This window comes from Paraburkholderia sp. BL25I1N1, assembly GCF_003002025.1.
GTDB lineage: Bacteria > Pseudomonadota > Gammaproteobacteria > Burkholderiales > Burkholderiaceae > Paraburkholderia.
Genome location: NZ_PVZB01000004.1, coordinates 376691 through 398460, shown reverse-complemented (window position 1 = coordinate 398460; position 21770 = coordinate 376691). Strand labels below are relative to the sequence as shown.

Below are 21770 nucleotides of genomic sequence, written 5' to 3'. Positions count from 1 at the left end.
GGTTAAGAATGGGTTCATACACGGTTGGTCGATGCACGGCGCGCCGGCGCGGGCCTGGAAGCGAGCAGCACGCCGAGAACGATGATGACGATCGACATCCCTTCGGCCGGCGACGGCGTTTCGCCGAGGAAAGGTATGGCGAGGAGCGAGGCAGCAGCAGGAAGCAGCGCAATGACGGCGGTCGCAGCGGCGATGTCCCAGATGCGAAGCTCACGGGTGACACCAAACCGCGTCACGACGAACCAGCCCGAGAAGATCATGACCGTCAGCGCTGCCCAGGCAAACCCCGCCATGCGCGCGCCCGAGGCACGTCGCTTCGCCCGACCGGCGTCAGCGGCCGCCGCGATCGGTAGCTTTCCGCTTGCCATCGATCAGGCCGGTTGAAGCTCTTTGAGGGCGGCGAGGATCACATCCGGTTCGAGCCGCTTGCGGTAATCGACCTCGATACTGGCGAGCGCAATGCGTCCATCCGGGGCAATCACATACGTGGCCGGAACCGGCAGTTCCCAGCTCTCGTCGCCATTGATCGCAGGCAGCGCCTTCTGGCTCGAGCGAAGTGCCTCACGCAAATCCGCAGGCAACGCGTAAGCAAGCCCGAAGCGGCGTGCGACGGAATTGCCAACGTCGCTCAGGACATCGAACGTTAGAGCGTTTGTTTGAACAGTGGTCAGCGAGCCGTGCGCAAATTGTGGCGAGATTGCGACCAGCGTGGTCATCGGGAAGGATTGCCTGATAAGCCCGCAACTGGATATTGCAGTATGGACACCATCCGCCGCGATAAAACGTAACGACGACGGGCCCCCTCTGCAACAGAAGGGACAGTGAGACAGGATTGTCGTGTACGTCCAGCAGTGAAAAGTCCGGCGCTTCATCGCCGACTCCGACCGCGTGGTCAAGCACAAAGCGGGCACGCAGCTCCTCGATCCTGGCCTCGTAAAGAGCGGCGCGCCCCGACGGCGCGGTACGCGCAAACTCGGCCCTGAAGTTGTCCAGTTGCTCCTGCAATTTCATGACGCTTTCCTCCTCCGTGCGACAACTCTGCAAGCCTGATGTGCCCAAGGCCTCATAAACGTCACGCCTTTTCGTTTTAGAACGTGCATTCTATAATCACTCATCGCAGCGAAACTGGCAAGCGCGCTGTGCGATGACTTGACAGGTGACAGAGATGGCAAGACCCAGGGAATTTGACGAAGGGGCGGTGCTGGAGGCGACCATGCAGTGCTTCTGGAGATTCGGGTATGAGGCGACGTCGGTGAAAGACCTGACCGAAAGGACAGGTCTCACCGCAGCCAGCCTTTACAACGCGTATGGAGACAAGCGCGGGCTCTTCCAGGCAGCGCTTGATCGCTACGTGGACGAAAGCATTGGAAGGCGCATACAGCGCTGTGAAGCGCTGCCTCCCCTTGAGGCGATTCACGCGTTTTTCGAAGAGATCGTGCGCCGCTCGCTAAATGACCGCCAGCACAAGGGCTGCATGATCGTGAACTCCGCCATGGAGATGGCACCACACGACGCTGAATTCCAGAAAATCATCGCTGGCGTTCTTGTCCGTATCGAGAATTTTTTTCTAGGTTGCGTCATAGCAGGTCAGTCCGACGGAACCATCGCGCAATCACTGCGGGCAGACGTCCTCGCTCGGCATCTTCTTGGCGTTTTGATGGGCGTTCGCGTCCTGGCTCGTGTTCGTTCCGACAGAGTGCTGCTGGAAGGGGTGATTGCACCAGCGCTTGCCTTGTTGCAACCTCCAAACGGGTGAACTAGCGATCGCCGAAGTTCGATGTAGAGCGCCTCCCGCACCGTTTTTTATTCTGCCGTGTATGTCGTCGAATGCCCGTCACTAGACAGCGCCAGGAACTTCGGGTCAAACCCGGTAACTTGAGGGCATGACAAGAGGGACACGTAAGGCCTGCCCGACAGACGTGTCAGACCAGGAATTGAGCTTCATCAATTCATCATTTCGTCTCGCGCATCGCCTGTAATGAGCCGCGTGCTGCGCCGGTAGGTGAGATACGCCCAGAGCCAATCGAGAATGACGATGGCACGGTTCCGTCCGCCGACCAGAAAGGCGATATGAGTTGCGCCCCAAAACCACCACGCGGGCTCCCCCCACACACAAAGCTTGCCGATCTCGGCAACGGCGGCCTGACGCCCGATCGTGGCCAGGCTGCCAAAGTGCCGATAGCGAAACGGCGGCGGCGGGCGCCGCCCCGCCACACTGGCCGCAATCACGCCAGCCACATATCGGCCCTGCTGTTTGGCAGCCGGCGCGAGACCAGGAACAACTGCTCCGCCCCATCCCAGAGAAGATGCCGTGTCGCCGATCGCATAGATCCGTTGCAGGTCAGGCACAGACAGGTCGGCTGCCACGGCAAGCCGCCCCGACGGATCAGCGGTCCGGTTTAACCATTGGGCCGCGGGCGACGCAGCAACGCCCGCCGCCCATAGAACGGTACGGGCGGCGATGCGCTGCCCGCCAATGTCGACACCCTCGCTGTCCACGCCCAGTACCCGGGTGTCGAGCCGGACATCGACCCCGAGCGCTCGCAGTGAGCGTTCTGCTGCGCCCGATAGCGTAGCGGCGAAAGTGGGCAGAATGCGCGGACCCGACTGCAACAGGATAACGCGAGCGACGGCCGGATCGATCATGCGGTATTCCTCGGCCATCCCGTGCCGGGCCAGTTCGGCGATGGCTCCCGCCAGTTCGATGCCAGTGGGACCGCCGCCGACGATCACGAAAGTCAGCCACGCGGCACGTTCGGTCTCGCTGGCCGCGCTTTCGGCTTCCTCGAACGCCCGCAGGAGGCGGCTGCGCACGGCGGTCGCATCTTCGATACTCTTGAGTCCCGGTGCAAAAGGCGCCCAACTGTCCTTGCCAAAATAGCTGTGACGAGCGCCCGTCGCCAGCACCAGATAGTCAAATTTCATGGGTAACACGCCGATGTGTACCTCGCGCGCGACCGCATCCACTCCCGTCACCTGCCCTAGCCTGACCTGGACGTTGCGCTGACGCCGGAACAGGCTGCGGATCGGCGTGGCGATCTCCGCCGGCGACAGCGCGGCCGTGGCCACCTGGTAGAGTAGCGGCTGAAACAGATGATGGTTGCGCTGGTCGATCAGCGTGACCCGACAGCGCGCATTGCGCAATCCCTGCGCGGCTGCGACGCCGCCAAAGCCGCCCCCGACCACGACGACATGTGGAAGATCCTCCGGGGCGGAATCGTCTTCCTGCGACGCATTGCCCGTCCACCGCTCAAACAGCCAATCGAGGGAGAACATGCCACCGCCCGCGGCCACGAGCACAGCAAGCAGAAGCAGGACTGCCAGCCGATCGTCCATCGACATGGCGATACCAGCCACTGGCACCATCGCCGCTATGAACAGCGCGGCAAACCGCGTCGCACAGCCAAGCACCAGCGCCAGCGCGAGCGCCGCCGCACACCACGCCGGATGGACAAGAGATGTCGCAGCGGCGCCCAACATCCCTCCCTGCAACCACGAACCGAATGGCAATACGAAGTCAACGAGTGAAGCTGCAAGCCCAACACGTATGACGAACTGCAGAAGCGGGCCCAGGTGACGTTCGAGCCAGACGTAAAGCCCACGCGTGAGCCTTACTGGGCGAAATGGGATCCACGACAAACCGCGCCCCAGAAGATTGTCCAGCGATATGGCCCCCGCCCCGCTTACGATGAACCACGAAAGGAGCGCGAGTTTGGCTCCCTGTGCGCCCACCGCCAGCGCGCCGTGACTGTCCGCGATTGTCTCGATGAGCAGCACCAGTGCAACAGGACGAGTCAGCAGCCCCAAGGTAAGCAGCAACGGCACTACACTGTGCAGCGCCGCATCGAGCCCGGACGGGACGCGCAGGCCGCCGGAAAACAGACCCCCGTGAGGGCTTTCTGCCATCGTCATGATCTGGTGCACGAGGACGACCTGCCCAAACCAGATCCGGGCAAGCAACAGCAACCAGGGCATGCATAGCAGGCGCAGCGCGAGGCCGAAACCGCAGGCACGTTTAAGGGTCTTTCGTAGCATAGGGAGATCGTCCAGCTATCCATGAACGGTTCGGAGTTCCACTGCGGACAGAGAGCGGACCGCCGCACCGATGCATGGGGTAACGTATTGGCTCAGGACGGCAAGTCAGTCATAGCGCCTGCCCGTGGCTGGCTGCCCGCAAGACGTCAACGGCTCTCCGAAACCATACCGTCCACATCCGATTGATAGTTCGTCTCCGGCGGCCACACGGTTACGGCGGTCGAAGAATCTTCTTCGCCGCTCAGATGCCAGGCGGGAGGAAACATTGGATGTGCGTAATCGTCCTTTTCGTTTAGCAATACAAAATAATCATGCAAAACTCAGGTCGTCCAATCTGTCCCGAACCCGGGCGGCACTCACGCGGTCCGTTCGTCCCCGACGACCGGAAACACTTCAGCGCGTCGACCGTCGATAAAAAACGGCGGTGTGCTGTAACCGGCTGGCAACCGGCAGCGAACTACTGCAAGCGGTTTGGCCACGGCGCTTCTGCGCAGACGTCATCGCTCCACAGGTCGAAAGCAAAAAAAGCGATTCCCCTGTAACCAGACATCTACAGCCCACGAATTAGATCACGTATCCATCACGGGTACCTTCCATCCCAACTACTGGAGAAATTCAATGTCCACAAAGATCACGGTCAGTTCCACCCTGCTCGCCGGCGTTGTCGCGAGCCTGCTTGCATCAGTCGCCCACGCAGCACCGCTTACGCCGGCCGAAGGAGCCGCTGCCGTCGCCGCACACAAGGAGAAGTGCTACGGCGTTGCCCTGAAGGGGCAGAACGACTGCGCCGCCGGTCCCGGCACGACGTGTCAGGGCACATCCGCAATGGACTTCCAGGGTAACTCGTGGAAGTTCGTTCAGGGCGGCACCTGCACGAGTATCCAAGTGCCGGGTGGCGGCCACGGCTCGCTCACTCCGTTGAAGTCCTGATTCGGCGAGCGACAAGAGGAACGGGGCGGCCATGGGCAATTCCACGATGACAACGGCAGTTAGCCAAACAGACCGCCCCCTTCACGCGACACCTGGCGCCCAAGGGCTCGCCGGGACCCGTTTCAAGCATCAGCACGTGTCTGCGATCCTCGCGGACGCGACTGAGCAACAGATTCTTCGAGGTTCATGCGGAAAATCATATGAGCGTCGGCGGACGGTCACATCGGACGCTTGCCGCGATCTGTGAGCACTATTTCCGCTCTGCATTCACGGCGTCCGTATGTCGAATGGCGGCCACCCGGAAGATGCACTTGTGACGCGACCGGTGCGGGACGTGATGGTATCGCGCCGTCCGGCCGTTGATGCGACCTTCCTCATTAGTCTTCTCGACGGCGCATCGACAGGCGAAGCGGGCACGGCCCCGTGTCGGGAAGCCCCGTCCCTCGATCTGCACGCCAACCTGGGCAGGGATGATCCCAGCAGGCGTGTTTGCAGTCGTCCAACATGGAGATTCACAGAGATGTCGAACCTACAGAACGTAAAACTGCCGCTTCCGGACGTAGTCGTATCCGCGATTGGCACGGCGAGGCGGCTGATCCAGCAGCTCGCGCAGCCGTGGCTCGTTCAACTCGTACTGCGGCTTGCTCTGGCTGTGCCGTTCTGGAAATCGGGTGTTCTCAAATGGCACGGCTTCCTTCAACTGAACGATACGGCGATCGACCTGTTCACGGACGAGTTCAAGTTGCACCTCCCAGGCGGTCCATATCCGTTTCCTGCCCCAGCTGTTTTTGCGTTTCTGTCGGGCTGCGGCGAGGTGATCTTCCCGGTGCTGCTCGTGCTTGGCTTCGGAACCCGGTTCGCCGCAGCCGGCCTGATAGTTATGACTTGCATCGTCGAGCTGACTGTACCGGACGGCTGGCCCATCCATCTGACCTGGTTGGCGATGGCACTGGCAATTGCGGCCTGGGGGCCGGGTCTGATATCGATTGACTATCTGCTTGGCGACAGGTCGCCCAGGTCGTGAGCCGTTGAATACAGCTGACCGGGGAGGCGACGGGGTTATTCCGGAACGTCAGGTTCATTTTGCTGCGTCGGCAGTTTTGCGCCGACGCATTGCTTGATGCGCGATATCTGAGCTTTACGCAGGACGCGCAGTTCGCAGCCGTATTTTTCCCGAACGCATAAATGCTGCCTTTATCCTCGATGTATCGCACCGTCCAGTCATGGAGTCAGGCGCTTTCATGACGATGCACGACTGCGCGAGAGGGCGACGGAATCACGGCAACGACGCCACGGATGTTTAGCAATTCCGCTCGCTCTACTCAAGCATGCGCGTGGTCACGCAGCTCACCAGGGATGAATGCGCGCTCAAGGCCGCCCTCGTTCAACCATGCACGCGTCTTCGCGGCTGCACGCTCAATCAGGCGGTCGCACTGCGTGTAGTCGTAAGGCGAGACATCGAGCGGACACAGTGGTGGAACAACAAAAATCTCCGCGCGGGAAGAGTAGGATTCCAGATCGCGCACAAGCTGACGCGCAATGAGCAGTGTCAGCGCGTGTGTAGCCTGCGCGATTGCGTTACCGGGCGGCTTGTGTAGCGCGCAGGCAAATCCGGCCGGAAGCACGATGACGCGTGTCGCACCGAGTGAGATCGCCACGGAGATCGGCGTATTGTTGGCCACGCCACCATCGACCAGATCCAACCCGCCAATGCGCACGGGCGGAAACACACCGGGAATTGCAGCGCTCGCGAGAATGGCATCCACCAGCGGGCCGGATGAAAGGATAATTTCTTTGCCGCTCTGCATGTCCGTCGCAACGATGTGAAGCGGTATGGCCGCATGCTCTACCCGGGCAAACGACAAATTCTTTTCCAGCAGCATGCGCAGTGGTGTGGCGTCGACAAGGTGGGAGCGGCGACGCAGCATCATCTCGAGCAATCCAAACATGGAGAGCGGCATGATGTCCCGCCGCCTGATCCGACACCACAGTAATTCAAGCATGGCGACGCCATCGCTGTCGGGCCGGCCAGCAAAATACGCCGCATTGATGGCACCAGCGGATGCGCCAATCACGCAACCCGGAAGCACACCATGATCGAGCAACTCGCGCAGCATGCCAACTTCGATCGCGCCGAGGCTGCCGCCGCCTGCGAACACAAAAGCGGTCAAGCTGGGCGGAGCGGACAAATTCGGATAAGTGGACATGTCTGCCTCCGTTGCCGTGTCATACCGGATCCGTTCTTCATGACCCACCGAGCGAATTCGCACCAAATGACGGGTGGCCCGATCGGGACTGCGTCGCCCGGATCGAGCCTGCTGCCTGACATCCGCTTACCGGAATTTCATATTTTCGCCAATACACTTAGGATAGCTATATACCGTACATGATCTATTCCGGGTGGATCTGATTCATTCGTACTACGCCGCGCCTGGCGTCCGGAGCTTTCGTGCCCGTATTACTACCGCGAACGCATTGAACCAAGACGATCACTTTGCCTTGCTATTCCCTGCCCTTCGTTTAGTGCCGGGTGAAATTCGGTGTGCCTCCAGGCCCATAGGGATCGGGATTGCCGAAACGCGGAATGGTACCGCTCATGCGGGCGCGGATCAGTTCCTCACGCACTTGCTCGCGAGTCTTCGGACCTTGATTCGATCCTGCCGCCATTGAGTTTGCGTCTAGGGGCTGTAAAGACTGCGCGCTCGCCAACGCCGAGATGCCGAGAGATGCCACGGCAATGACCATCACCAACTTGTTCACTTTCATCATTACTCTCCTAAAGGGGATGGGTCGACCTATCCAAATTCCAACCCGTCCTGGCGCTCCAGATAGTCGGGAGTGCCTGACGCCGGTGGCTCAAGCACAGGCTTATTCCTGCACTTCATAAGATATTTCGCCTATCTACCCGGATGGGTTACAGACCACACAAGAAATAAGATTAGGGATCAGTTACACGCCGGCACCACGCACCTCTGCGCGGCGCGGACTGAACACAGTTTGACCTTCGAACGGTCCGACTCACCAGTTCAGCAACCGGGGCCCCAGCGCCACGCCGGCAAGCGTGGGGATCAGCATGCCGAGGAGATACCAGACGGCCCAGAATGGCACGCCCATCTCGGGACAGTGGAAACAGTAAGCAACGGCAGCAGTCGCTCCTGCCAGCAGACCGCCGGCGGCGCCGGCCAGCCTGGGACGGGTGGGCGCCAGACCGCGCATCGCCCAGAACACCGTGATGAACACGGGCACTGAAAGCAACGCGATATTGCGCGGGCACACGCGCCAGGTATTGCCCATTACCAGGGGCAAGCGAGCGTCGGGAGGGGTTAACCACAACAGGATGAGCGTCGCAATCCAGACTGCGAGCGCGGGCGCAGCAAGCGCAGCCCACGCGCGCCCCACCGCCATTCCTGGCCTGGACAGTCTCGCCGTCACCAGTAACGCGGCAAGTGTGAGGCACAGAGGCAGCGCCAGCTTGATCCAGAACAGCGGCGTCTTTATTACCGCGTCGATATCGGGGCGAACGCCAAAAGCGATTGCCATGAGCGCCGTGGAACCGGCACCGCCGCACACCATGGCCCAGCTGAATCGCTTTGCCGACACGTTCCGATCGACAGCGGGCACCCCCGCGGCCAGCAGTGAAACAAGATCCTCTGTCTTCATGATGCGCCTTGAAACTTCAGTGCCAATGCTTTCAAACCGCGGTGCACGCCAACCTTGACCGCCGACTCCGACAGGCCGGTGAGCTTTGCGGTTTCTGTCACCGACAGCCCCTCCAGCTTTACGTGCAGAATCGGCAGGCGCTGTCGATCGGGCAATTGTTCGAGCAGCTTGCCCAGATCACGCCGCGCCTCCGCCGGTTCGACATCGCAGGTGGCGAATATCTCGAGCTCGTCGTCCAGCGGCATGTGCAGAGCTTCCCGGCGCGATCGCGCGCGGAAAAAGTCCGCCAGCTTGTAGCGCGCGATGGCATGCACCCAGGCCGTCAACGGCTGGTCTGGACGGTAAGTATGGCGCCCATTATGCACTGCCATCAAAATCTCCTGAACCAGGTCCTCGATATCGTCTTGCAGATAAAAGAGACGCTTCCTCAGGAACCCGCGCAGATGTCCGGTCAGGTCGCCGAGAAATGCATGATAAGCCGCCGCATCCCCATCCAGGCCACGTATGAACAGAGCCTTCAGTCGCTCTTCGACGGGACGCGCCGGTCCATTTTCAGTAGTTCGGTTCATGGCGGGTTCTGGTTACAGTTCGCGCGAAATAAGCCTTGAGAACATGTACGCGGTTCACGGACAGATGTTTTTCTTCTGGACGTGTGGTGAGAACTTCTCACGTCCGGCCGCCAGCTGCAAGTCTGTCGAGAACCGGAAGCAGCTCGGCGGGGTCGGGACGTCTCGTGCAGTCCGGGCTCACCTCGGCGTAGGCGATGATGCCGTTCCTGTCGATGACGAACCTCGCCGGCATCGGCAGCGTCCACGAGGGGTCGTCGTTGAACGACGACAGGTCGACCCCGAACATGGTCAGGTACAACTCGACGAGGTAGTCCGGCAACGCGACACGCAGCCCATAGTCTGCCGAAAGCTCACCGCGTGGGTCTCCGAGTATCGGGAAACTGAGACGGTTCTCACGGATCGTCACGCGACTATTGACCCCGTTTTGCGGCGAAATCGCCATCAGGATCGCGCCACGCGCGACGATATCGGGAAGTGCCGCTTGCAGCGCCTGAAGATCCAGATTGCAGTATGGGCTCCATACGCCGCGATAGAACGTCAGCACCAACGGGCCATCGGCAATCAGCTTGCCCGCACTGACCGGCCGGTGGTCCGGGTCCCTCAGGACAAAACGCGGTGCCACGTCGCCGACCCTTTTCGCTCGCTCTGCCAGGCCAGATTCGATGAGCTCGTCGGTCGCCCGCTGGAGCGTATCGACGACCGAACGATGCGTGTTGAAAGGAGGTCGCCCGGACTCGAATATCGCCTTGAAGGCATCGAGACGTTTCTGCAATGACATGACACGATTCTCCGATTCGACGTGCGCCCGCCGCTCGACTTATTTGGGTACGTCGATCGGCGAAACGGACACTTGCCCTCCCTTCTACAGTCGGGGCTCGACGCGAAAGATGACACAAGATGCACCTGAATTTTTCCGCCATCCCGTTTTTCCGATAACGCGAGATAAATCGCGATAGGGCCAGATTTGCAGTGCCTTTCGGATCATTGGCGTCAGTCTGACGTGCACGCGTTGGCGAGAGGATTGACGCTCGCGAGGTTGAGCACGTGGCAGCCGGGCCAGAACTACACCTCCGCCATTGCCACAATTAGGCAACCTGACTGAACGTTTGTTTCAGGAAGGTGTAACCCGATCGAGGTCCGCATCGAACTAGCATAGGGACAGCGTCAGCGAGCGCTGCGAGACAGGGTGATGCATCCTGCTCATGATTTCATTTCAACGATACAGCTGGAGATGCGGATGACGCTATTCGTGCTGTCATATCACCTGCTCCACCGCGACCCATGCATCAATGATTCTCACCAGGAGTCGACTCATGCCATCCCGTCTGCTTGGTTTCATTTCACTGCTTGTGGCCCTCCCCGTCATCGCGGCGACGCCCCGACCCGTGGTCGTCGAACTGTTTACGTCCGAAGGATGTTCTTCCTGTCCGCCAGCCGACGCCTACCTGTCGGAGTTAAGTCAACAGCGAAGTGACATTCTCCCTTTGGCTTTCCACGTCACCTACTGGAACGGTCTGGGGTGGAGGGACCCGTTTTCCCTTGATATCGCCACCCAACGTCAGGCTGAATACGCTCGACGCTTCGGCGATGGCTCCTACACCCCTGAGATGGTCGTCGACGGAACAATCGGCTTTGTGGGATCGGACCGCTCAACCGGCGAGGCCGCGATGCAGAAGGCTAAAGACGCCCATGCAACGGCCATGCCGGTATCGGCCGTGCGCAAGGGCAACGTCATCAACGTTTCAGTCGGCGCCGGCTCCGGAAGCGCGCAGGTGATTCTGGTGGGTTATGACTTGCAGCATGTGACCTCAGTCGGGCGTGGTGAAAACGGCGGGCGGACGCTGAAAGAGTCGAACATCGTTCGTTCGTTTCAACCGATTGGCCTATGGACGGGCAAACCGGTGATGTTCGAGCCGCAGATACCCGCGGGTGAGAAGACCGCAATCCTGCTCGAAGCACCAGACGGACGTATTGTCGGCGCGGCCCGCGTGACAGATGAGCCTTGAAGTGGCTTCGCTGCGTCCCGGACGGACGGCTCGTGAAAACCCGACGTACCTACCCGCTTTTCGATGAGGAGCAGGCGATGCCCCGATTTACTCGCATTGGCGCCTTCCTTGTCCTGGTCGCAACGCTTGTTCTCGCTCCATCGTTTGCGGCTCGTGCGGCGTCCTCGAGCTGGACTGGCGATCAGCGCGCCCGTGTACGCCTCATCACAGCGACCAACGGCGTACCGGGCAATACCCTGCAGATAGGCGTCGAGTTCCGGTATCCGGACGGGTGGCATGGTTACTGGCGCTCACCCGGCGACACCGGCATTGCGCCGATTTTCGACTGGTCCCGGTCCAGGAATGTCGCGTCAGCATCCGTGTCCTGGCCAGCGCCCTCCCGCCTTGTTATTTCAGGTCTGCAAAACAGTGTCTATACGGGAGATTTCATTCTGCCGGTGAGCCTTAAGCTCGACCATCCGCACGAGGCCACCCGCATTGCGCTGGCGCTCGACTACGCGAGCTGCGCGAATGTCTGTGTGCCCGAACATGCGGAGCTGGCGCTCACCTTGCCGGCGGGCACGGACGGACCATCAAGCGAAGCCGCAGATATCGCGGCAGCGCTGCAAAGGGTGCCGCAGACGCCCAGCGAGGCTGGAGTCGGCGTGGTGCATAGCACACTGGAGCGAACCTCTACCGGCCGGCGCCTGAAAGTCGAACTACTTAGCGAGGGCATCCCGTTTCGGTCGCCCGACCTGTTCGTCGAAGGAGCCGAGGCCGGCCTCCCCGCAGCGCCGCAGGTACACCTTTCAAACCACGGGCACCGGGCCGCACTGGAAGTCGAACTGCCACCTGCCGGTGCAGCGAAAGACCCGTTGCGCCTGACTGTGCTGGACGGATCCAGAGCGGCCGAGTTCATGCCCGCACCGGTCGGCTCCACGGCAGACGACGATCACGGCATCGTCGTCATTCTGGCCCTCGCACTCCTTGGCGGCCTGATTCTGAACTTCATGCCGTGCGTGTTACCCGTTCTTTCAATCAAGGTTTTCTCGGTGGCGAAAGCCGCAGGCACTGAGCGCCGAACGGCAAGGCAGGTGGCTCTCGCGACGGCACTGGGAATTGTCGCGTCGTTTGGATTGCTTGCAGCCGTGCTGTCAGTGCTCAAACTCGCGGGGGCGTCACTGGGTTGGGGCATACAGTTTCAGCAACCATGGTTCCTCGCCAGCATGGCGGTCGTCACAACCCTGTTCGCGGCAAGTTTTTTCGACTGGCTCCCGATCGGTCTTCCGTCATTTCTTTCTGGCGGTGCGAGCGATGCGACCAAGCGGGGACCGCTTGTCGAGGCATTCGTCGGCGGGATGCTTTCCACGCTTCTTGCAACACCCTGCTCGGCTCCGCTCGTCGGCACTGTGGTCGGCTTTGCGTTGGCACGCAGCCCGGTCGAGATTACGGCGGTGCTTCTAGCACTTGGGGTAGGAATGGCACTCCCGTTCCTGACGTTGGCGCTCGCGCCGTCGCTCGCGACGCGGCTTCCGCGCCCCGGCCAGTGGATGATCCAGTTGCGCAGAATCATGGGCCTACTGCTGCTGACGACTTCGCTCTGGATGATCGCGTCGTTGTGGAACATCGCGGGTATGGCAGTCGCGTCATTCGTCAGTATCGTGCTGGTTGCCATGCTCGCCATGCGGGCCGTCGTTACCAGATTGGGCCGCCCGCGGACCAACCGATGGTCAGGCGCAACGACTGCGCTCCTTGCGTGCTGCGCTATTGCCATTGCCTCGCTCACCCCTTCCGGCGCAGGAGACCGAGGCGTTCCACCGTCCGAATGGCAAGCGTTCGATCCGAGTGCAATCAGCACACTGGTCGCCAGCGGCAAGACCGTGCTCGTCGACGTAACGGCAAGCTGGTGTCTCACCTGCAAGGTCAACGAGCTGTCCGTTCTCGACACGGCTGCCGTGCGCACTCGGCTCAGACAGGACAATATCGTGCGCATGCGGGCCGACTGGAGCCGGTATAACCCTGGCGTGCTCGCCTACATTCAGGGTTTCGGTCGTTTCGGCATTCCACTCGACGTCGTATATGGGCCTCGCATGCCGCAAGGGCAATTGCTACCGGAGCTCTTGCAAACTTCGACGCTGTTCCGTGCGCTCGACAACGCCACCCTCCCGCAAACGGCAAAGAGCCATTCATCCGCCGGTTGACCTGGCGCGACTTCTTCAGAAGCCTTCCAAACTTACGGCAAGTCAGTACGCCAGTTGGAAACCGCATCGCCATCGCAAATAAATAACCTTGTTTGTGTAACCTGAAGCACGTGTTGGACGAATTTAAAGGGCAACGTCGAACCGGCACGACGCGTCGGCCGCATAAAACAAAATGGACAATCCATCGTTTGTAGCGGCTTCCCGTTCGCCCGAAATTTCCCTGAGAAATACTTCCATTGCGACCATGACTCCAAAAAAGATGCTCAGCCTCGCTTCACGTCTGTTCGGTCAGGCGGAACCGGCACATAGCGCGGATCGAGCGCTTCTTGATAGTCTGCTCGCCCTCGCGTGGGTGGTAGAGGCCCGCGACCCCTACACCGGCGGCCATTTGTGGCGAGTCTCCCGTTACGCAGGTCTGCTGGCACGACGAATGGGTCTTTCGGATCGCGATGCGGCGAACGTCTCGGTGGGTGGATTCCTGCATGATCTGGGCAAAATCGCCGTTCCCGATTCGGTCTTACTCAAAACGGAGCGTCTGACCGATGCGGAGTATGCCGTCATCAAAACGCACCCTGAAGTCGGCAAACGACTGCTTGCGAAGCACCCTTTCGGTGAACGCATTGCGGACGCGGTTTACGCCCATCACGAGCGACCTGACGGCAAAGGTTATCCGTTAGGTATCGCTGGCGATGAGATCACCCCAATGGCTGCAATCATCGGCATCTGCGACGCGTTTGACGCCATGACCAGCACACGCCCGTACCGTAAGGCGATGCCGATAGACGATGCCTTTGCTGTCGTACGCGACAATCTCGGCACGCAGTTCAATCGCGAATATGGAGAAATGTTTCTGGAACTGGGTGGGAGCGTCAACCTGTACCACATCGCAGGCCATAGCGATGAAGGAATACCACTCCAGCATTGCCAGACATGCGGACCAACTGTTGTCGTCAGATCAGATACAGTTGAGGATGCCGAAGTATATTGTCCGGCATGCACAGCAAGCTACCGGTTCAAAGGTGTGCTCTCCGCCATGCTGCCGACGGGAAACAAGGCGAGTGCCGCCGACCTGGCTCCCTCGCCGGACCTGGCGCTCATTGCGCGCGTGACGGGTCAGCTACACAGCTTGTCGTGACAGCGCTTGCCTGGCGAGTCATGCGAAGGCAGAGTTGCTGACTCTTTATAGCAATTCCCTGCGCCCCGGTGCCACGGACGCATTCTCATATCGATGTTGTCAGCGTGGTGAGCCATGCTGGACTGACGGACAGGAGAAAGGTTTCCAACTGACGGTCCACGCCAGTCATGACGATCGTCCCCATGACCACGAAAAGGGCACCGAGCGTCCAGCGGGCCGTCTTGCCCCAGGTGGCAAGCGTGCCTCGCACCTTCATGAGCGAAACCCTCGAGATCGTTCCGAGCAAAACGAGCGGCAGTGCCGCACCCAAACCGAATAGCACCATCAGGATGGCGATATGGCCGAGGTCCTGACCTTGTGCCGCTAGCGACGTTGCCGCGCCTAACGTTGGCCCGACACAGGGGGTCCAGACGAACCCCAGCAGCAGCCCGACCATCAACTGCCCGAACAGTCCATTTCCTTTCACATCGTCAAGCGCCTGCTGGCCCTTCGCACCGATGACGGAACTGAGCCGGGAAAAAGCCCTTTGAAGGGCGCCCGATAACATGACAAGGCCGAAAAATACCATCAGGCTCGCAGCCCCGCGTCGAAGGACTTCGGGGTCCAGTGCCGCTGACGCCCCCAGGGTGGCGAGAAACAGGCCGACACCCGCAAACGAAATGGCCAGGCCAGCTGCCAGCGCGATGACGCCGAATCGATGTTTCGCCAACGCCGACGTCGCGAGTATCGGCAGTAGCGGAAGGACACAGGGAGACAGCACTGATGCCGACCCGGCGACCAGACTTAACCCGTACGTTGCGGCAGTGAATTGCATTACAGAGCCTGTTCAAACAAGGTCCGGATTGCGGCCTCCTGGGTCTGCCCTGTCGAACGTGCCACTTCGTGGCCGTTCCTGAAGACAACGAAGGTCGACTGCTGGGTTACCTTTAGTTCCCTTTTCAGTTTCGTTTCCGCATCGTAGTCCGCTATGAAAATCGTCACCTGCTTCAGCTTGGGGTCGGCAGACAGACGGTCGACGATCGGCTTTTGAACCCGGCATGTTGGACACCAGCTCGCATGCAGATATACAACCGCCGGCCGGCCCGATGAGACGGTCTGATCGAAGCTTGCCTGAGTAAATGGCACTTCACCCGCGAATGCAGTGGCTGACGCACCCAGCAGCGCTGCGCCCACGATGTGTTTAACAAATCGCATCCGGTTCATGATTAGACCCTTTGGCGGTTGGGATGGGGGGGAACAGTCGATACCTCAATCCTAGTTCGGATATTCGGCAACATCGGTTACAGCGCGGCTCAAATCTGTCGCGCACCTGTTCGAAGTTCTCGATTGACCCCAGCGCGCCCGATGAAGCGACGGTCCATTTCCCATTCGGATGTAACCAAAGCGGACTTCAGATGGAACTAGCAAATTATCGATTGCAGCCGATGCTGGGCCGGCTTTCGATTTCGTTTGTGTGTTTCTGTGTTTCGCTTCTGAACCTGCCTCGGCGCCCGAAGACATGGGTACCTGGTCAGACCGTGTCTTTGAGCGCCTACCTGAAAGTCAATTGATATTGGGCTCAAGAAGCGCCAGCACCGGTCGTACAACTCCCTCCAGCAGCGCACGCTCCGGTCTTACCCGGGCGAGCACCCGTATGCCAAGGTGTGCTCCCAGCAGCAACCGGGCAAGATCATCAGCAGGTTGTGCAGTCGAAATCTCGCCAGCCTGCTGACCAGCGCGCGCGCAGCGCAGGAAAAACGCTTCGACCTCGATTAGGACATTTGCGATCATCGCCTGAAAATCGGCGTCGTGTGGCGCAACCTCAAGCGCTGAATTCACCAGCAGGCATCCCTTACGGCCCCTGTCGGAGACCGAGCGCTCGACAATCTCCCGGAAGAATGCCTTGATGGCATCCAACGGTGGCAGGCTTCGCTCAAATCTCGACACCCGGTCACTGAAGCTTTTTTCAATGTAATGTGCGAGCGCTCGTTCAAACAGCGACCGTTTGTCCCCGAACGCGTTGAACAGGCTTGCCCCCGTAATTCCCATACTCTGCGCAAGATCCCGGACGGAAGTGGCCTTATAGCCATAGATCCAAAACTGGTGGGCGGCTGCATCAAGGACCGCATTTTCATCAAATTCCCGTGGTCGGGCCATGTCAACTCCTGCGATCGCGTGGCGTCTTGCCGATCGGCATTGCAACGTCACACGCGTTGCGATATTCTAAATCAATCGATCTAAAATGACCTTGGGGCGATAGCAAACCACCTCGGGGGTCCTACGAAAAGCCATTACGCAGGCATCAGGCGGTCTGAACACGACGGACAGTACATCATGATCGACTTCTATCTTCCCCCTACGCCCAACCCTGCAAAGGTTGACCCGATGCTTGAAGAAACCGGTCTCGAGTATGAACTGCGGCTCATTGATACCAAGAAGGGCGAACGGCACTTCGACTCGTTCCTCAAAGTCAAAACGAACGGCAAAGTTCCTGCAATCGGCGAGAGGGCCGGGCCTGCAGGGAGGGAAGCGAGCGCGTTCGATTCGAGTGCCATTCTGTTTTGTCTGGCTGAGAACCCTGGAAAGGATCTCAGCGCCGCAACTGATCGCCCGGAACGGCTCTTGTGGCTTTTATTCGTTAGTTCAGGCGTCGGACCGTTCTCGGGTCAGTCGGTACAACTCCAGCACGGGCACCGGAGCAGCTGCCGTATCGCCGACATGTCTGCGTGAGGTCGGATAGCACGCGCCGCTTTCATCCTGCCCGGCACTGATGATCCGTGGGCGCCATTCGCCAAACTCAAACGCTGGTTTGCGGAAATTGACGGCGGCCCGGCTGCGATTCGCGCGCGGGCGGTTGGGACCGATATACGTTCAAGCAGGAGATGGATGCGCCGGCGCGGCACGGCCTCTTGCCGTCCAACTACCCGGCCGCGTGACGCGCGGAATTGCAGGGGGTTTTATACCTTGCGTATAGACGATCTAAAGCGCCAATGGTTCGAGTCAAACGAGGAACATGAGGAATGGAAATCAGGAACAGGCGCGTGTTGATTACGGGTGGCTCCAGTGGTATTGGTCTGGCGCTCGCTCACATTCTCGGCTTGAAAGGCGCGCGTGGCAATCAGCGGTCGCCGGACTGACAAACTTGATGATGCCATTGCGAGCTTGCGGGTTTCAGGCATTACAGCGAAAGCCATCGTGGCGGACGTCGCAACGGAATCAGGCCGTGCCGCGACGATCGAAAAGGTGCTCGAAACGCTCGGCGGCGTTGACATACTGGTCAACAATGCTGGCGGAGTAAGGGCCGGCAGGCTCGAGAACACTACTGAGTCTGAAATCCGGGCGATGATTGAAGTCGATCTTGTTGCTCCCATTTTTCTTACAAGGGCGCTCCTGCCAAGCCTGCGTGAGAGCGGCGACAGCGCCGTCGTGAACGTTGCTTCGGGAATCGCGTTGATCGGCATGCCGTTCTATACGACTTACGCGGCAGTCAAGGCAGGACTCGCGCATTTTGGTGAGGCGTTGCGACGCGAACTTTCAGGAGAGGGAATCCACGTCCTGACGGTGTACCCCGGGGCGACAGAGACACCTATGATGCGGAGTTCGCGAGCCGGCGCCGAAATAGGCTTCGTACGTGAACCGGCAATAGCCGTTGCCGATGCGATCTGCTCGGGGCTTGAAGAAAACGCCTTCGAGGTCATCCGGGGCGGTGAGGCGCGCGCGCAGATGATCGCCCTGAACCGCAACGATCCTGCCGCACTCGACCGACGCTTTGCCGGCATGAAAGCCGTGCTTGAGGAAGCGGTTCGGGATCACTCTGCTCTTTGAGCCAGGGGTCAAAACCGTGTATTCCGCAGAGCAGCGTCTGAAGACATTGTTTGTCGCGGGCCTCGCGGGTAACGCCGCCGAATACCGCTCGTTCCTGTCCGAACTGACGCGTCACCTGCGGGGTTATCTTCGCAAGCGGATTCCACAACTCCACGACGACGTCGAGGATCTCGTTCAGGAAATCCTGCTTGCCGTGCACAATGCACGTCACACATACCGCCCGGACGAACCTCTCACCGCGTGGGTCCACGCGATCGCACGTTATAAGCTGATGGATTTCTTCAGGACACGTGCGCGACGCGAATCGTTGCACGAACCGCTTGACGAGCACGACGACATTTTCGCCGAATGCGACGACGAGCCGGCAGATGCCCGTCGTGATGTCGGAAAACTACTTGGTCATCTGCCTGACAAACAGAGGCTCTCGATCCTGCATGTCAAGTTACAGGGACTTTCGGTTGCCGAAACCGCCCACTTGACAGGGCTATCGGAGTCGGCCGTCAAGGTCAGCATCCATCGGGGACTCAAGGCTCTGGCCGCGCACGTCCGGAGAATTGCATGAGAACAGATGATCTTGTCGGGTTGCTCGCGACCGGCGTAACACCTGTAGGAAGAGGCACTACAGCCCGTCGATTCGGCATCTCACTGCCTGTCGCCGCTCTTGGCGCAACGGCGTTAATGGCTGCTGTGTTTGGCATTCGCCCCGATCTGGGGGGCGTCGTCAAAACCCCGATCTTCTGGGAGAAGCTCGCGTTGCCGCTATGCCTCGCAATGGGTGCCCTGATTGCGAGCGTTCGGCTGGCGCGGCCCGGTGCCAAGGTTGGAGCCGGATGGCCCATCATGGCAATACCAGTGCTAGTCGTCTGGATCGCTGCAATAATGATCGTCGTCACCGCGGCGCCAAAAGACCGGCTGCCCGCGGTACTCGGGCACTCGTGGCGGTCATGTCCATTCAATATTCTTCTGCTCGCCGTTCCAGGCTTGATCGCCGTATTCTGGGCCGTCAAAGGTTTGGCACCCACGAGTCTCCGGCTTGCCGGTGCTGCCTGCGGGCTGCTCGCGAGTTCGATCGCCACAGTCGCGTACTGCTTTCATTGCCCTGAGATGAGCCCGGCGTTCTGGAGCATCTGGTATATGGCTGGCATGTTGCTCACAGCCGCGCTCGGGGCGGTGCTTGGTCCCAAATTCCTTCGCTGGTGAGCAAAGCGCTGACACTATGCAGTGGTGTCCCCTGATCAAATGGCTGATGTCGACTACCCAAGGTAAAAAAAGAAAACTCCCCTGTAACCGGACGTCTGTGACCCACGAATTAGATGACGTATCCATCACGGATACCTTCTGACTTCTGGAGAAATTCGATGTCCACAAAAGCCACTGTTAGTTCCACCCTGCTCGCCGGCGTTGTTGCGAGCCTGCTTGCATCAGTCGCCCACGCAGCACCGCTCACAAAAGCGGAAGAAGGCGCAGCCATTGCGGCCCACAAGGAAAAGTGCTATGGCGTCGCCCTGAAGGGGCAGAACGACTGCGCCGCCGGTCCCGGCACGACGTGCCAAGGGACATCGGCAATGGACTTCCAGGGTAACTCGTGGAAGTTCGTCCAAGGTGGCACCTGCACGAGTATCGAAGTGCCTGGCGGTGGCCATGGATCGCTCACGCCGCTGAAGTCCTGAACCGCCCCACAGCTTGATGAACGGGAGCGGCCATGAACGATACCTTAAGGACAACGACGATTTGCGAGCCCGGCTGTTCCCGTGGCGTGACGCGTGGCGCTCAAGGGCTCGCCGGAACCAGTTTCAAACATGAACACCTGACCGCGATTCTCGCGGACGGCCTAAAGGATGGTTTCTTCGAAGTTCACGCCGAGAACTATATGGGCGCCGGCGGTCCACCCCACCGGGCACTTGCGGCAATTCGCGAAGCCTATCCACTCTCCCTGCACGGCGTGTGCATGTCGATCGGCGGACCAGGAGCACTGGACCTCTCGCATCTTGCGCGCTTTCGCGATCTGGTGACGCGCTATGAACCCATGCTGGTGTCCGAACACCTCGCGTGGTCCTCACACGGCGGCACATTCTTCAACGACCTCCTGCCGTTGCCGTATACGCAAGCAACGCTCGAGCACGTATGCGAACACATCGACCAGGTCCAGGACGCGATCAAACGCCCCCTCCTTCTTGAGAATCCGTCGACCTATGTCGCGTTCGCATCCTCGACATTGAGCGAAACCGAATTCATCCGCGCAGTCGTTCAACGTACCGGCTGCGGCTTGTTGCTGGACCTCAACAACGTGTTTGTTTCGGCGACCAATCACGGCTTTTCCGCCGAAGCGTATCTCGACGGATTACCGCTTGAACAAGTGGGCGAATTACACCTGGCCGGACATAGCGAGCAGCGCGACGATGAAAACGAACTGCTGCTCATCGATAGCCACGACTGCGCCGTTGCCGATCCCGTCTGGCGTCTCTATCGGGATCTCGTTGCGCGAATCGGCCCAAGGCCGACGCTGATCGAATGGGATAGCAACCTTCCCGCGTGGCCTGTATTGCAGGCACAGGCGCTATCCGCGCGGCACATCATGGTTGAAGAAACGGTATCACTCGCTGACGGGGCCAGCCATGCGGCCTGAAAATCCTTGTGGCGGCTACGCCACTGCGTTTGCACTGGGTTTGACGGACCCATCGATCACCGCGCCTGAAGACGTGATCGCCGCGCCGGGCAAGCGTGTGGTCAAGCGGTACAACGTCTATCGCAACAACGTCACGGTCAGTCTTATCGATGCGCTCGCAGCGGTCTATCCTGCGATTCAGCGCATCACTGGCGTCGATTTCTTCAGGGCGATGGCCCGTTTCCATCTCCGCGCGACGCCTCCCACTTCGCCGCTGCTGTTCGAGTACGGACGAGATTTTCCCGCGTTCATCGAATCCTACGAATATGCGCGTGAAATGCCCTGGCTTGCGGATACCGCACGCATTGAGCGGGCGTGGCTGGATGCCTATCACGCAGCCGACCTGCCTGTGCTCGCTGCCGAGGCGTTAGCCGGGATCGAACCGGCGTCTCTCCCTGAAGTCCGTTTCACCCCACACCCCGCCGCGCGGGTGGTGCGATCACGCTATCCCGCCGTCGCCATCTTTGCGATGAACCGGACCGATGACCCCGTTACGCCGCTCCGCTCGGGCGAAGCGGAGGATGCGCTCGTGACGCGCCCCGGGCATGAGGTGCTGGTATCGCGCCTGCCGGCTGGCGGTGCGGCCTTCCTGACCCATCTTTTCGAAGGTGCATCGCTGGGCGAGGCGGTCACGGAGGCTTTTCGGGAGGCGCCCTCCTTCGACATCCAGGCCAATCTGGCAGGAATGCTTTCTGCCGGCGTATTCACCGGCATTCAACACGGAGATTGACCAGGATGTCGGACCCAGAGAGCGTGAAGCTGCCCTTTCCTTCCGTCCTCATATCC

Annotated in this window: 24 protein-coding genes and 1 pseudogene; 13 read left to right on the top strand and 12 right to left on the bottom strand. The window is 60.0% G+C overall.

Features of this window, described 5'->3' with window-relative positions; all coding sequences use genetic code 11:
- Nucleotides 1-14: 14 nt before the first annotated feature.
- The 3 genes and pseudogenes from B0G73_RS08575 to B0G73_RS41150 all read right to left on the bottom strand — a co-directional run.
- Nucleotides 15-368, bottom strand: a complete 354-nt coding sequence (locus B0G73_RS08575; protein ID WP_106279706.1) for a hypothetical protein — start codon at nucleotides 366-368, stop codon at nucleotides 15-17.
- A 3-nt stretch (nucleotides 369-371) separates the two neighbouring features.
- Nucleotides 372-716, bottom strand: a complete 345-nt coding sequence (locus tag B0G73_RS41155; RefSeq protein ID WP_258193234.1) for a redoxin domain-containing protein — start codon at nucleotides 714-716, stop codon at nucleotides 372-374.
- Between the two features lie 61 nt (nucleotides 717-777).
- Nucleotides 778-1011: pseudogene (locus tag B0G73_RS41150) on the bottom strand (AhpC/TSA family protein); the annotation flags it as partial.
- A 154-nt stretch (nucleotides 1012-1165) separates the two neighbouring features.
- Here B0G73_RS41150 and B0G73_RS08565 point away from each other — a divergent pair.
- Nucleotides 1166-1756: a TetR/AcrR family transcriptional regulator gene (locus B0G73_RS08565; RefSeq protein ID WP_106279705.1), complete on the top strand. Its 591-nt coding sequence runs from the start codon at nucleotides 1166-1168 to the stop codon at nucleotides 1754-1756.
- 188 nt (nucleotides 1757-1944) lie between these two features.
- Here B0G73_RS08565 and B0G73_RS08560 read toward each other — a convergent pair whose 3' ends face one another.
- Nucleotides 1945-4035, bottom strand: coding sequence for an NAD(P)/FAD-dependent oxidoreductase (locus B0G73_RS08560; RefSeq protein WP_106279703.1), 2091 nt, complete (start codon nucleotides 4033-4035; stop codon nucleotides 1945-1947).
- A 618-nt stretch (nucleotides 4036-4653) separates the two neighbouring features.
- Between B0G73_RS08560 and B0G73_RS08555 the strand changes: the two genes are divergently transcribed.
- Together B0G73_RS08555 and B0G73_RS08550 are read left to right on the top strand one after the other, a co-directional pair.
- Nucleotides 4654-4965 carry a DUF2282 domain-containing protein gene (locus B0G73_RS08555; RefSeq protein ID WP_012427019.1) on the top strand — a complete coding sequence of 104 codons (312 nt, stop codon included), beginning with the start codon at nucleotides 4654-4656 and terminating at the stop codon, nucleotides 4963-4965.
- A 520-nt stretch (nucleotides 4966-5485) separates the two neighbouring features.
- Nucleotides 5486-5989, top strand: coding sequence for a DoxX family protein (locus tag B0G73_RS08550; protein WP_106279701.1), 504 nt, complete (start codon nucleotides 5486-5488; stop codon nucleotides 5987-5989).
- Nucleotides 5990-6287: 298 nt separating this feature from the next.
- Here B0G73_RS08550 and B0G73_RS08545 read toward each other — a convergent pair whose 3' ends face one another.
- The 5 genes from B0G73_RS08545 to B0G73_RS08525 all read right to left on the bottom strand — a co-directional run bounded on the left by B0G73_RS08545 (nucleotide 6288) and on the right by B0G73_RS08525 (nucleotide 9972).
- Entirely contained in the window at nucleotides 6288-7172 is an 885-nt protein-coding gene (locus tag B0G73_RS08545) for a patatin-like phospholipase family protein (RefSeq protein WP_106279699.1), read from the bottom strand.
- A 313-nt stretch (nucleotides 7173-7485) separates the two neighbouring features.
- Nucleotides 7486-7734 carry a DUF4148 domain-containing protein gene (locus B0G73_RS08540; protein ID WP_106279697.1) on the bottom strand — a complete coding sequence of 83 codons (249 nt, stop codon included), beginning with the start codon at nucleotides 7732-7734 and terminating at the stop codon, nucleotides 7486-7488.
- Between the two features lie 249 nt (nucleotides 7735-7983).
- Complete coding sequence (locus B0G73_RS08535) at nucleotides 7984-8625, bottom strand: DUF1109 domain-containing protein (protein WP_106279695.1); 642 nt, start codon at nucleotides 8623-8625, stop codon at nucleotides 7984-7986.
- Complete coding sequence (locus B0G73_RS08530; protein ID WP_106279693.1) at nucleotides 8622-9194, bottom strand: sigma-70 family RNA polymerase sigma factor; 573 nt, start codon at nucleotides 9192-9194, stop codon at nucleotides 8622-8624. Before B0G73_RS08530 ends, B0G73_RS08535 begins: the two co-directional genes overlap by 4 nt.
- A gap of 97 nt (nucleotides 9195-9291) precedes the next feature.
- Complete coding sequence (locus B0G73_RS08525) at nucleotides 9292-9972, bottom strand: peroxiredoxin-like family protein (protein ID WP_106279691.1); 681 nt, start codon at nucleotides 9970-9972, stop codon at nucleotides 9292-9294.
- Between the two features lie 535 nt (nucleotides 9973-10507).
- Between B0G73_RS08525 and B0G73_RS08520 the strand changes: the two genes are divergently transcribed.
- From B0G73_RS08520 to B0G73_RS08510, 3 genes are all read left to right on the top strand, one after another.
- Entirely contained in the window at nucleotides 10508-11200 is a 693-nt protein-coding gene (locus B0G73_RS08520; RefSeq protein ID WP_106279689.1) for a thioredoxin family protein, read from the top strand.
- Nucleotides 11201-11232: 32 nt separating this feature from the next.
- A complete protein-coding gene (locus tag B0G73_RS08515) occupies nucleotides 11233-13380 on the top strand; it encodes a protein-disulfide reductase DsbD (RefSeq protein ID WP_146144158.1) in 2148 nt (715 codons plus the stop codon).
- Between the two features lie 172 nt (nucleotides 13381-13552).
- Complete coding sequence (locus B0G73_RS08510) at nucleotides 13553-14515, top strand: HD-GYP domain-containing protein (protein WP_258193233.1); 963 nt, start codon at nucleotides 13553-13555, stop codon at nucleotides 14513-14515.
- 85 nt (nucleotides 14516-14600) lie between these two features.
- Here the strand turns inward: B0G73_RS08510 and B0G73_RS08505 are convergent, their stop codons facing one another.
- The 3 genes from B0G73_RS08505 to B0G73_RS08495 all read right to left on the bottom strand — a co-directional run bounded on the left by B0G73_RS08505 (nucleotide 14601) and on the right by B0G73_RS08495 (nucleotide 16651).
- Nucleotides 14601-15329, bottom strand: coding sequence for a cytochrome c biogenesis CcdA family protein (locus B0G73_RS08505; RefSeq protein WP_106279686.1), 729 nt, complete (start codon nucleotides 15327-15329; stop codon nucleotides 14601-14603).
- Entirely contained in the window at nucleotides 15329-15718 is a 390-nt protein-coding gene (locus B0G73_RS08500; protein WP_106279684.1) for a thioredoxin family protein, read from the bottom strand. The genes B0G73_RS08505 and B0G73_RS08500 overlap by 1 nt, the downstream gene beginning before the upstream one ends.
- 339 nt (nucleotides 15719-16057) lie before the next feature.
- Nucleotides 16058-16651 carry a TetR/AcrR family transcriptional regulator gene (locus B0G73_RS08495; RefSeq protein WP_106279682.1) on the bottom strand — a complete coding sequence of 198 codons (594 nt, stop codon included), beginning with the start codon at nucleotides 16649-16651 and terminating at the stop codon, nucleotides 16058-16060.
- A gap of 177 nt (nucleotides 16652-16828) precedes the next feature.
- Between B0G73_RS08495 and B0G73_RS08490 the strand changes: the two genes are divergently transcribed.
- The 7 genes from B0G73_RS08490 (at nucleotide 16829) to B0G73_RS08460 (ending at nucleotide 21714) form a co-directional block, all read left to right on the top strand.
- Nucleotides 16829-17224, top strand: coding sequence for a glutathione S-transferase N-terminal domain-containing protein (locus B0G73_RS08490; protein ID WP_258193232.1), 396 nt, complete (start codon nucleotides 16829-16831; stop codon nucleotides 17222-17224).
- Between the two features lie 381 nt (nucleotides 17225-17605).
- Entirely contained in the window at nucleotides 17606-18319 is a 714-nt protein-coding gene (locus tag B0G73_RS08485) for an SDR family oxidoreductase (RefSeq protein ID WP_258193231.1), read from the top strand.
- 16 nt (nucleotides 18320-18335) lie between these two features.
- Entirely contained in the window at nucleotides 18336-18881 is a 546-nt protein-coding gene (locus B0G73_RS08480) for a sigma-70 family RNA polymerase sigma factor (RefSeq protein ID WP_106279801.1), read from the top strand.
- A complete protein-coding gene (locus B0G73_RS08475; RefSeq protein ID WP_106279680.1) occupies nucleotides 18878-19519 on the top strand; it encodes a DUF1109 domain-containing protein in 642 nt (213 codons plus the stop codon). Before B0G73_RS08480 ends, B0G73_RS08475 begins: the two co-directional genes overlap by 4 nt.
- Before the next feature lie 158 nt (nucleotides 19520-19677).
- Nucleotides 19678-19989 carry a DUF2282 domain-containing protein gene (locus B0G73_RS08470; protein WP_106279678.1) on the top strand — a complete coding sequence of 104 codons (312 nt, stop codon included), beginning with the start codon at nucleotides 19678-19680 and terminating at the stop codon, nucleotides 19987-19989.
- A 32-nt stretch (nucleotides 19990-20021) separates the two neighbouring features.
- A complete protein-coding gene (locus B0G73_RS08465; RefSeq protein ID WP_106279676.1) occupies nucleotides 20022-20945 on the top strand; it encodes a DUF692 domain-containing protein in 924 nt (307 codons plus the stop codon).
- Nucleotides 20935-21714, top strand: a complete 780-nt coding sequence (locus tag B0G73_RS08460) for a DUF2063 domain-containing protein (protein WP_106279674.1) — start codon at nucleotides 20935-20937, stop codon at nucleotides 21712-21714. Before B0G73_RS08465 ends, B0G73_RS08460 begins: the two co-directional genes overlap by 11 nt.
- Nucleotides 21715-21770: the final 56 nt, after the last annotated feature.

Excerpts from the sequence above, each read along its gene's own strand:
- B0G73_RS08575 (WP_106279706.1), bottom strand. The coding sequence starts at position 368 with ATGGCAAGCGGAAAGCTACCGATCGCGGCGGCCGCTGACGCCGGTCGG.
- B0G73_RS41155 (WP_258193234.1), bottom strand. The coding sequence starts at position 716 with ATGACCACGCTGGTCGCAATCTCGCCACAATTTGCGCACGGCTCGCTG.
- B0G73_RS08565 (WP_106279705.1), top strand. The coding sequence starts at position 1,166 with ATGGCAAGACCCAGGGAATTTGACGAAGGGGCGGTGCTGGAGGCGACC.
- B0G73_RS08560 (WP_106279703.1), bottom strand. The coding sequence starts at position 4,035 with ATGCTACGAAAGACCCTTAAACGTGCCTGCGGTTTCGGCCTCGCGCTG.
- B0G73_RS08555 (WP_012427019.1), top strand. The coding sequence starts at position 4,654 with ATGTCCACAAAGATCACGGTCAGTTCCACCCTGCTCGCCGGCGTTGTC.
- B0G73_RS08550 (WP_106279701.1), top strand. The coding sequence starts at position 5,486 with ATGTCGAACCTACAGAACGTAAAACTGCCGCTTCCGGACGTAGTCGTA.
- B0G73_RS08545 (WP_106279699.1), bottom strand. The coding sequence starts at position 7,172 with ATGTCCACTTATCCGAATTTGTCCGCTCCGCCCAGCTTGACCGCTTTT.
- B0G73_RS08540 (WP_106279697.1), bottom strand. The coding sequence starts at position 7,734 with ATGATGAAAGTGAACAAGTTGGTGATGGTCATTGCCGTGGCATCTCTC.
- B0G73_RS08535 (WP_106279695.1), bottom strand. The coding sequence starts at position 8,625 with ATGAAGACAGAGGATCTTGTTTCACTGCTGGCCGCGGGGGTGCCCGCT.
- B0G73_RS08530 (WP_106279693.1), bottom strand. The coding sequence starts at position 9,194 with ATGAACCGAACTACTGAAAATGGACCGGCGCGTCCCGTCGAAGAGCGA.
- B0G73_RS08525 (WP_106279691.1), bottom strand. The coding sequence starts at position 9,972 with ATGTCATTGCAGAAACGTCTCGATGCCTTCAAGGCGATATTCGAGTCC.
- B0G73_RS08520 (WP_106279689.1), top strand. The coding sequence starts at position 10,508 with ATGCCATCCCGTCTGCTTGGTTTCATTTCACTGCTTGTGGCCCTCCCC.
- B0G73_RS08510 (WP_258193233.1), top strand. The coding sequence starts at position 13,553 with ATGGACAATCCATCGTTTGTAGCGGCTTCCCGTTCGCCCGAAATTTCC.
- B0G73_RS08505 (WP_106279686.1), bottom strand. The coding sequence starts at position 15,329 with ATGCAATTCACTGCCGCAACGTACGGGTTAAGTCTGGTCGCCGGGTCG.
- B0G73_RS08500 (WP_106279684.1), bottom strand. The coding sequence starts at position 15,718 with ATGAACCGGATGCGATTTGTTAAACACATCGTGGGCGCAGCGCTGCTG.
- B0G73_RS08495 (WP_106279682.1), bottom strand. The coding sequence starts at position 16,651 with ATGGCCCGACCACGGGAATTTGATGAAAATGCGGTCCTTGATGCAGCC.
- B0G73_RS08490 (WP_258193232.1), top strand. The coding sequence starts at position 16,829 with ATGATCGACTTCTATCTTCCCCCTACGCCCAACCCTGCAAAGGTTGAC.
- B0G73_RS08475 (WP_106279680.1), top strand. The coding sequence starts at position 18,878 with ATGAGAACAGATGATCTTGTCGGGTTGCTCGCGACCGGCGTAACACCT.
- B0G73_RS08470 (WP_106279678.1), top strand. The coding sequence starts at position 19,678 with ATGTCCACAAAAGCCACTGTTAGTTCCACCCTGCTCGCCGGCGTTGTT.
- B0G73_RS08465 (WP_106279676.1), top strand. The coding sequence starts at position 20,022 with ATGAACGATACCTTAAGGACAACGACGATTTGCGAGCCCGGCTGTTCC.
- B0G73_RS08460 (WP_106279674.1), top strand. The coding sequence starts at position 20,935 with ATGCGGCCTGAAAATCCTTGTGGCGGCTACGCCACTGCGTTTGCACTG.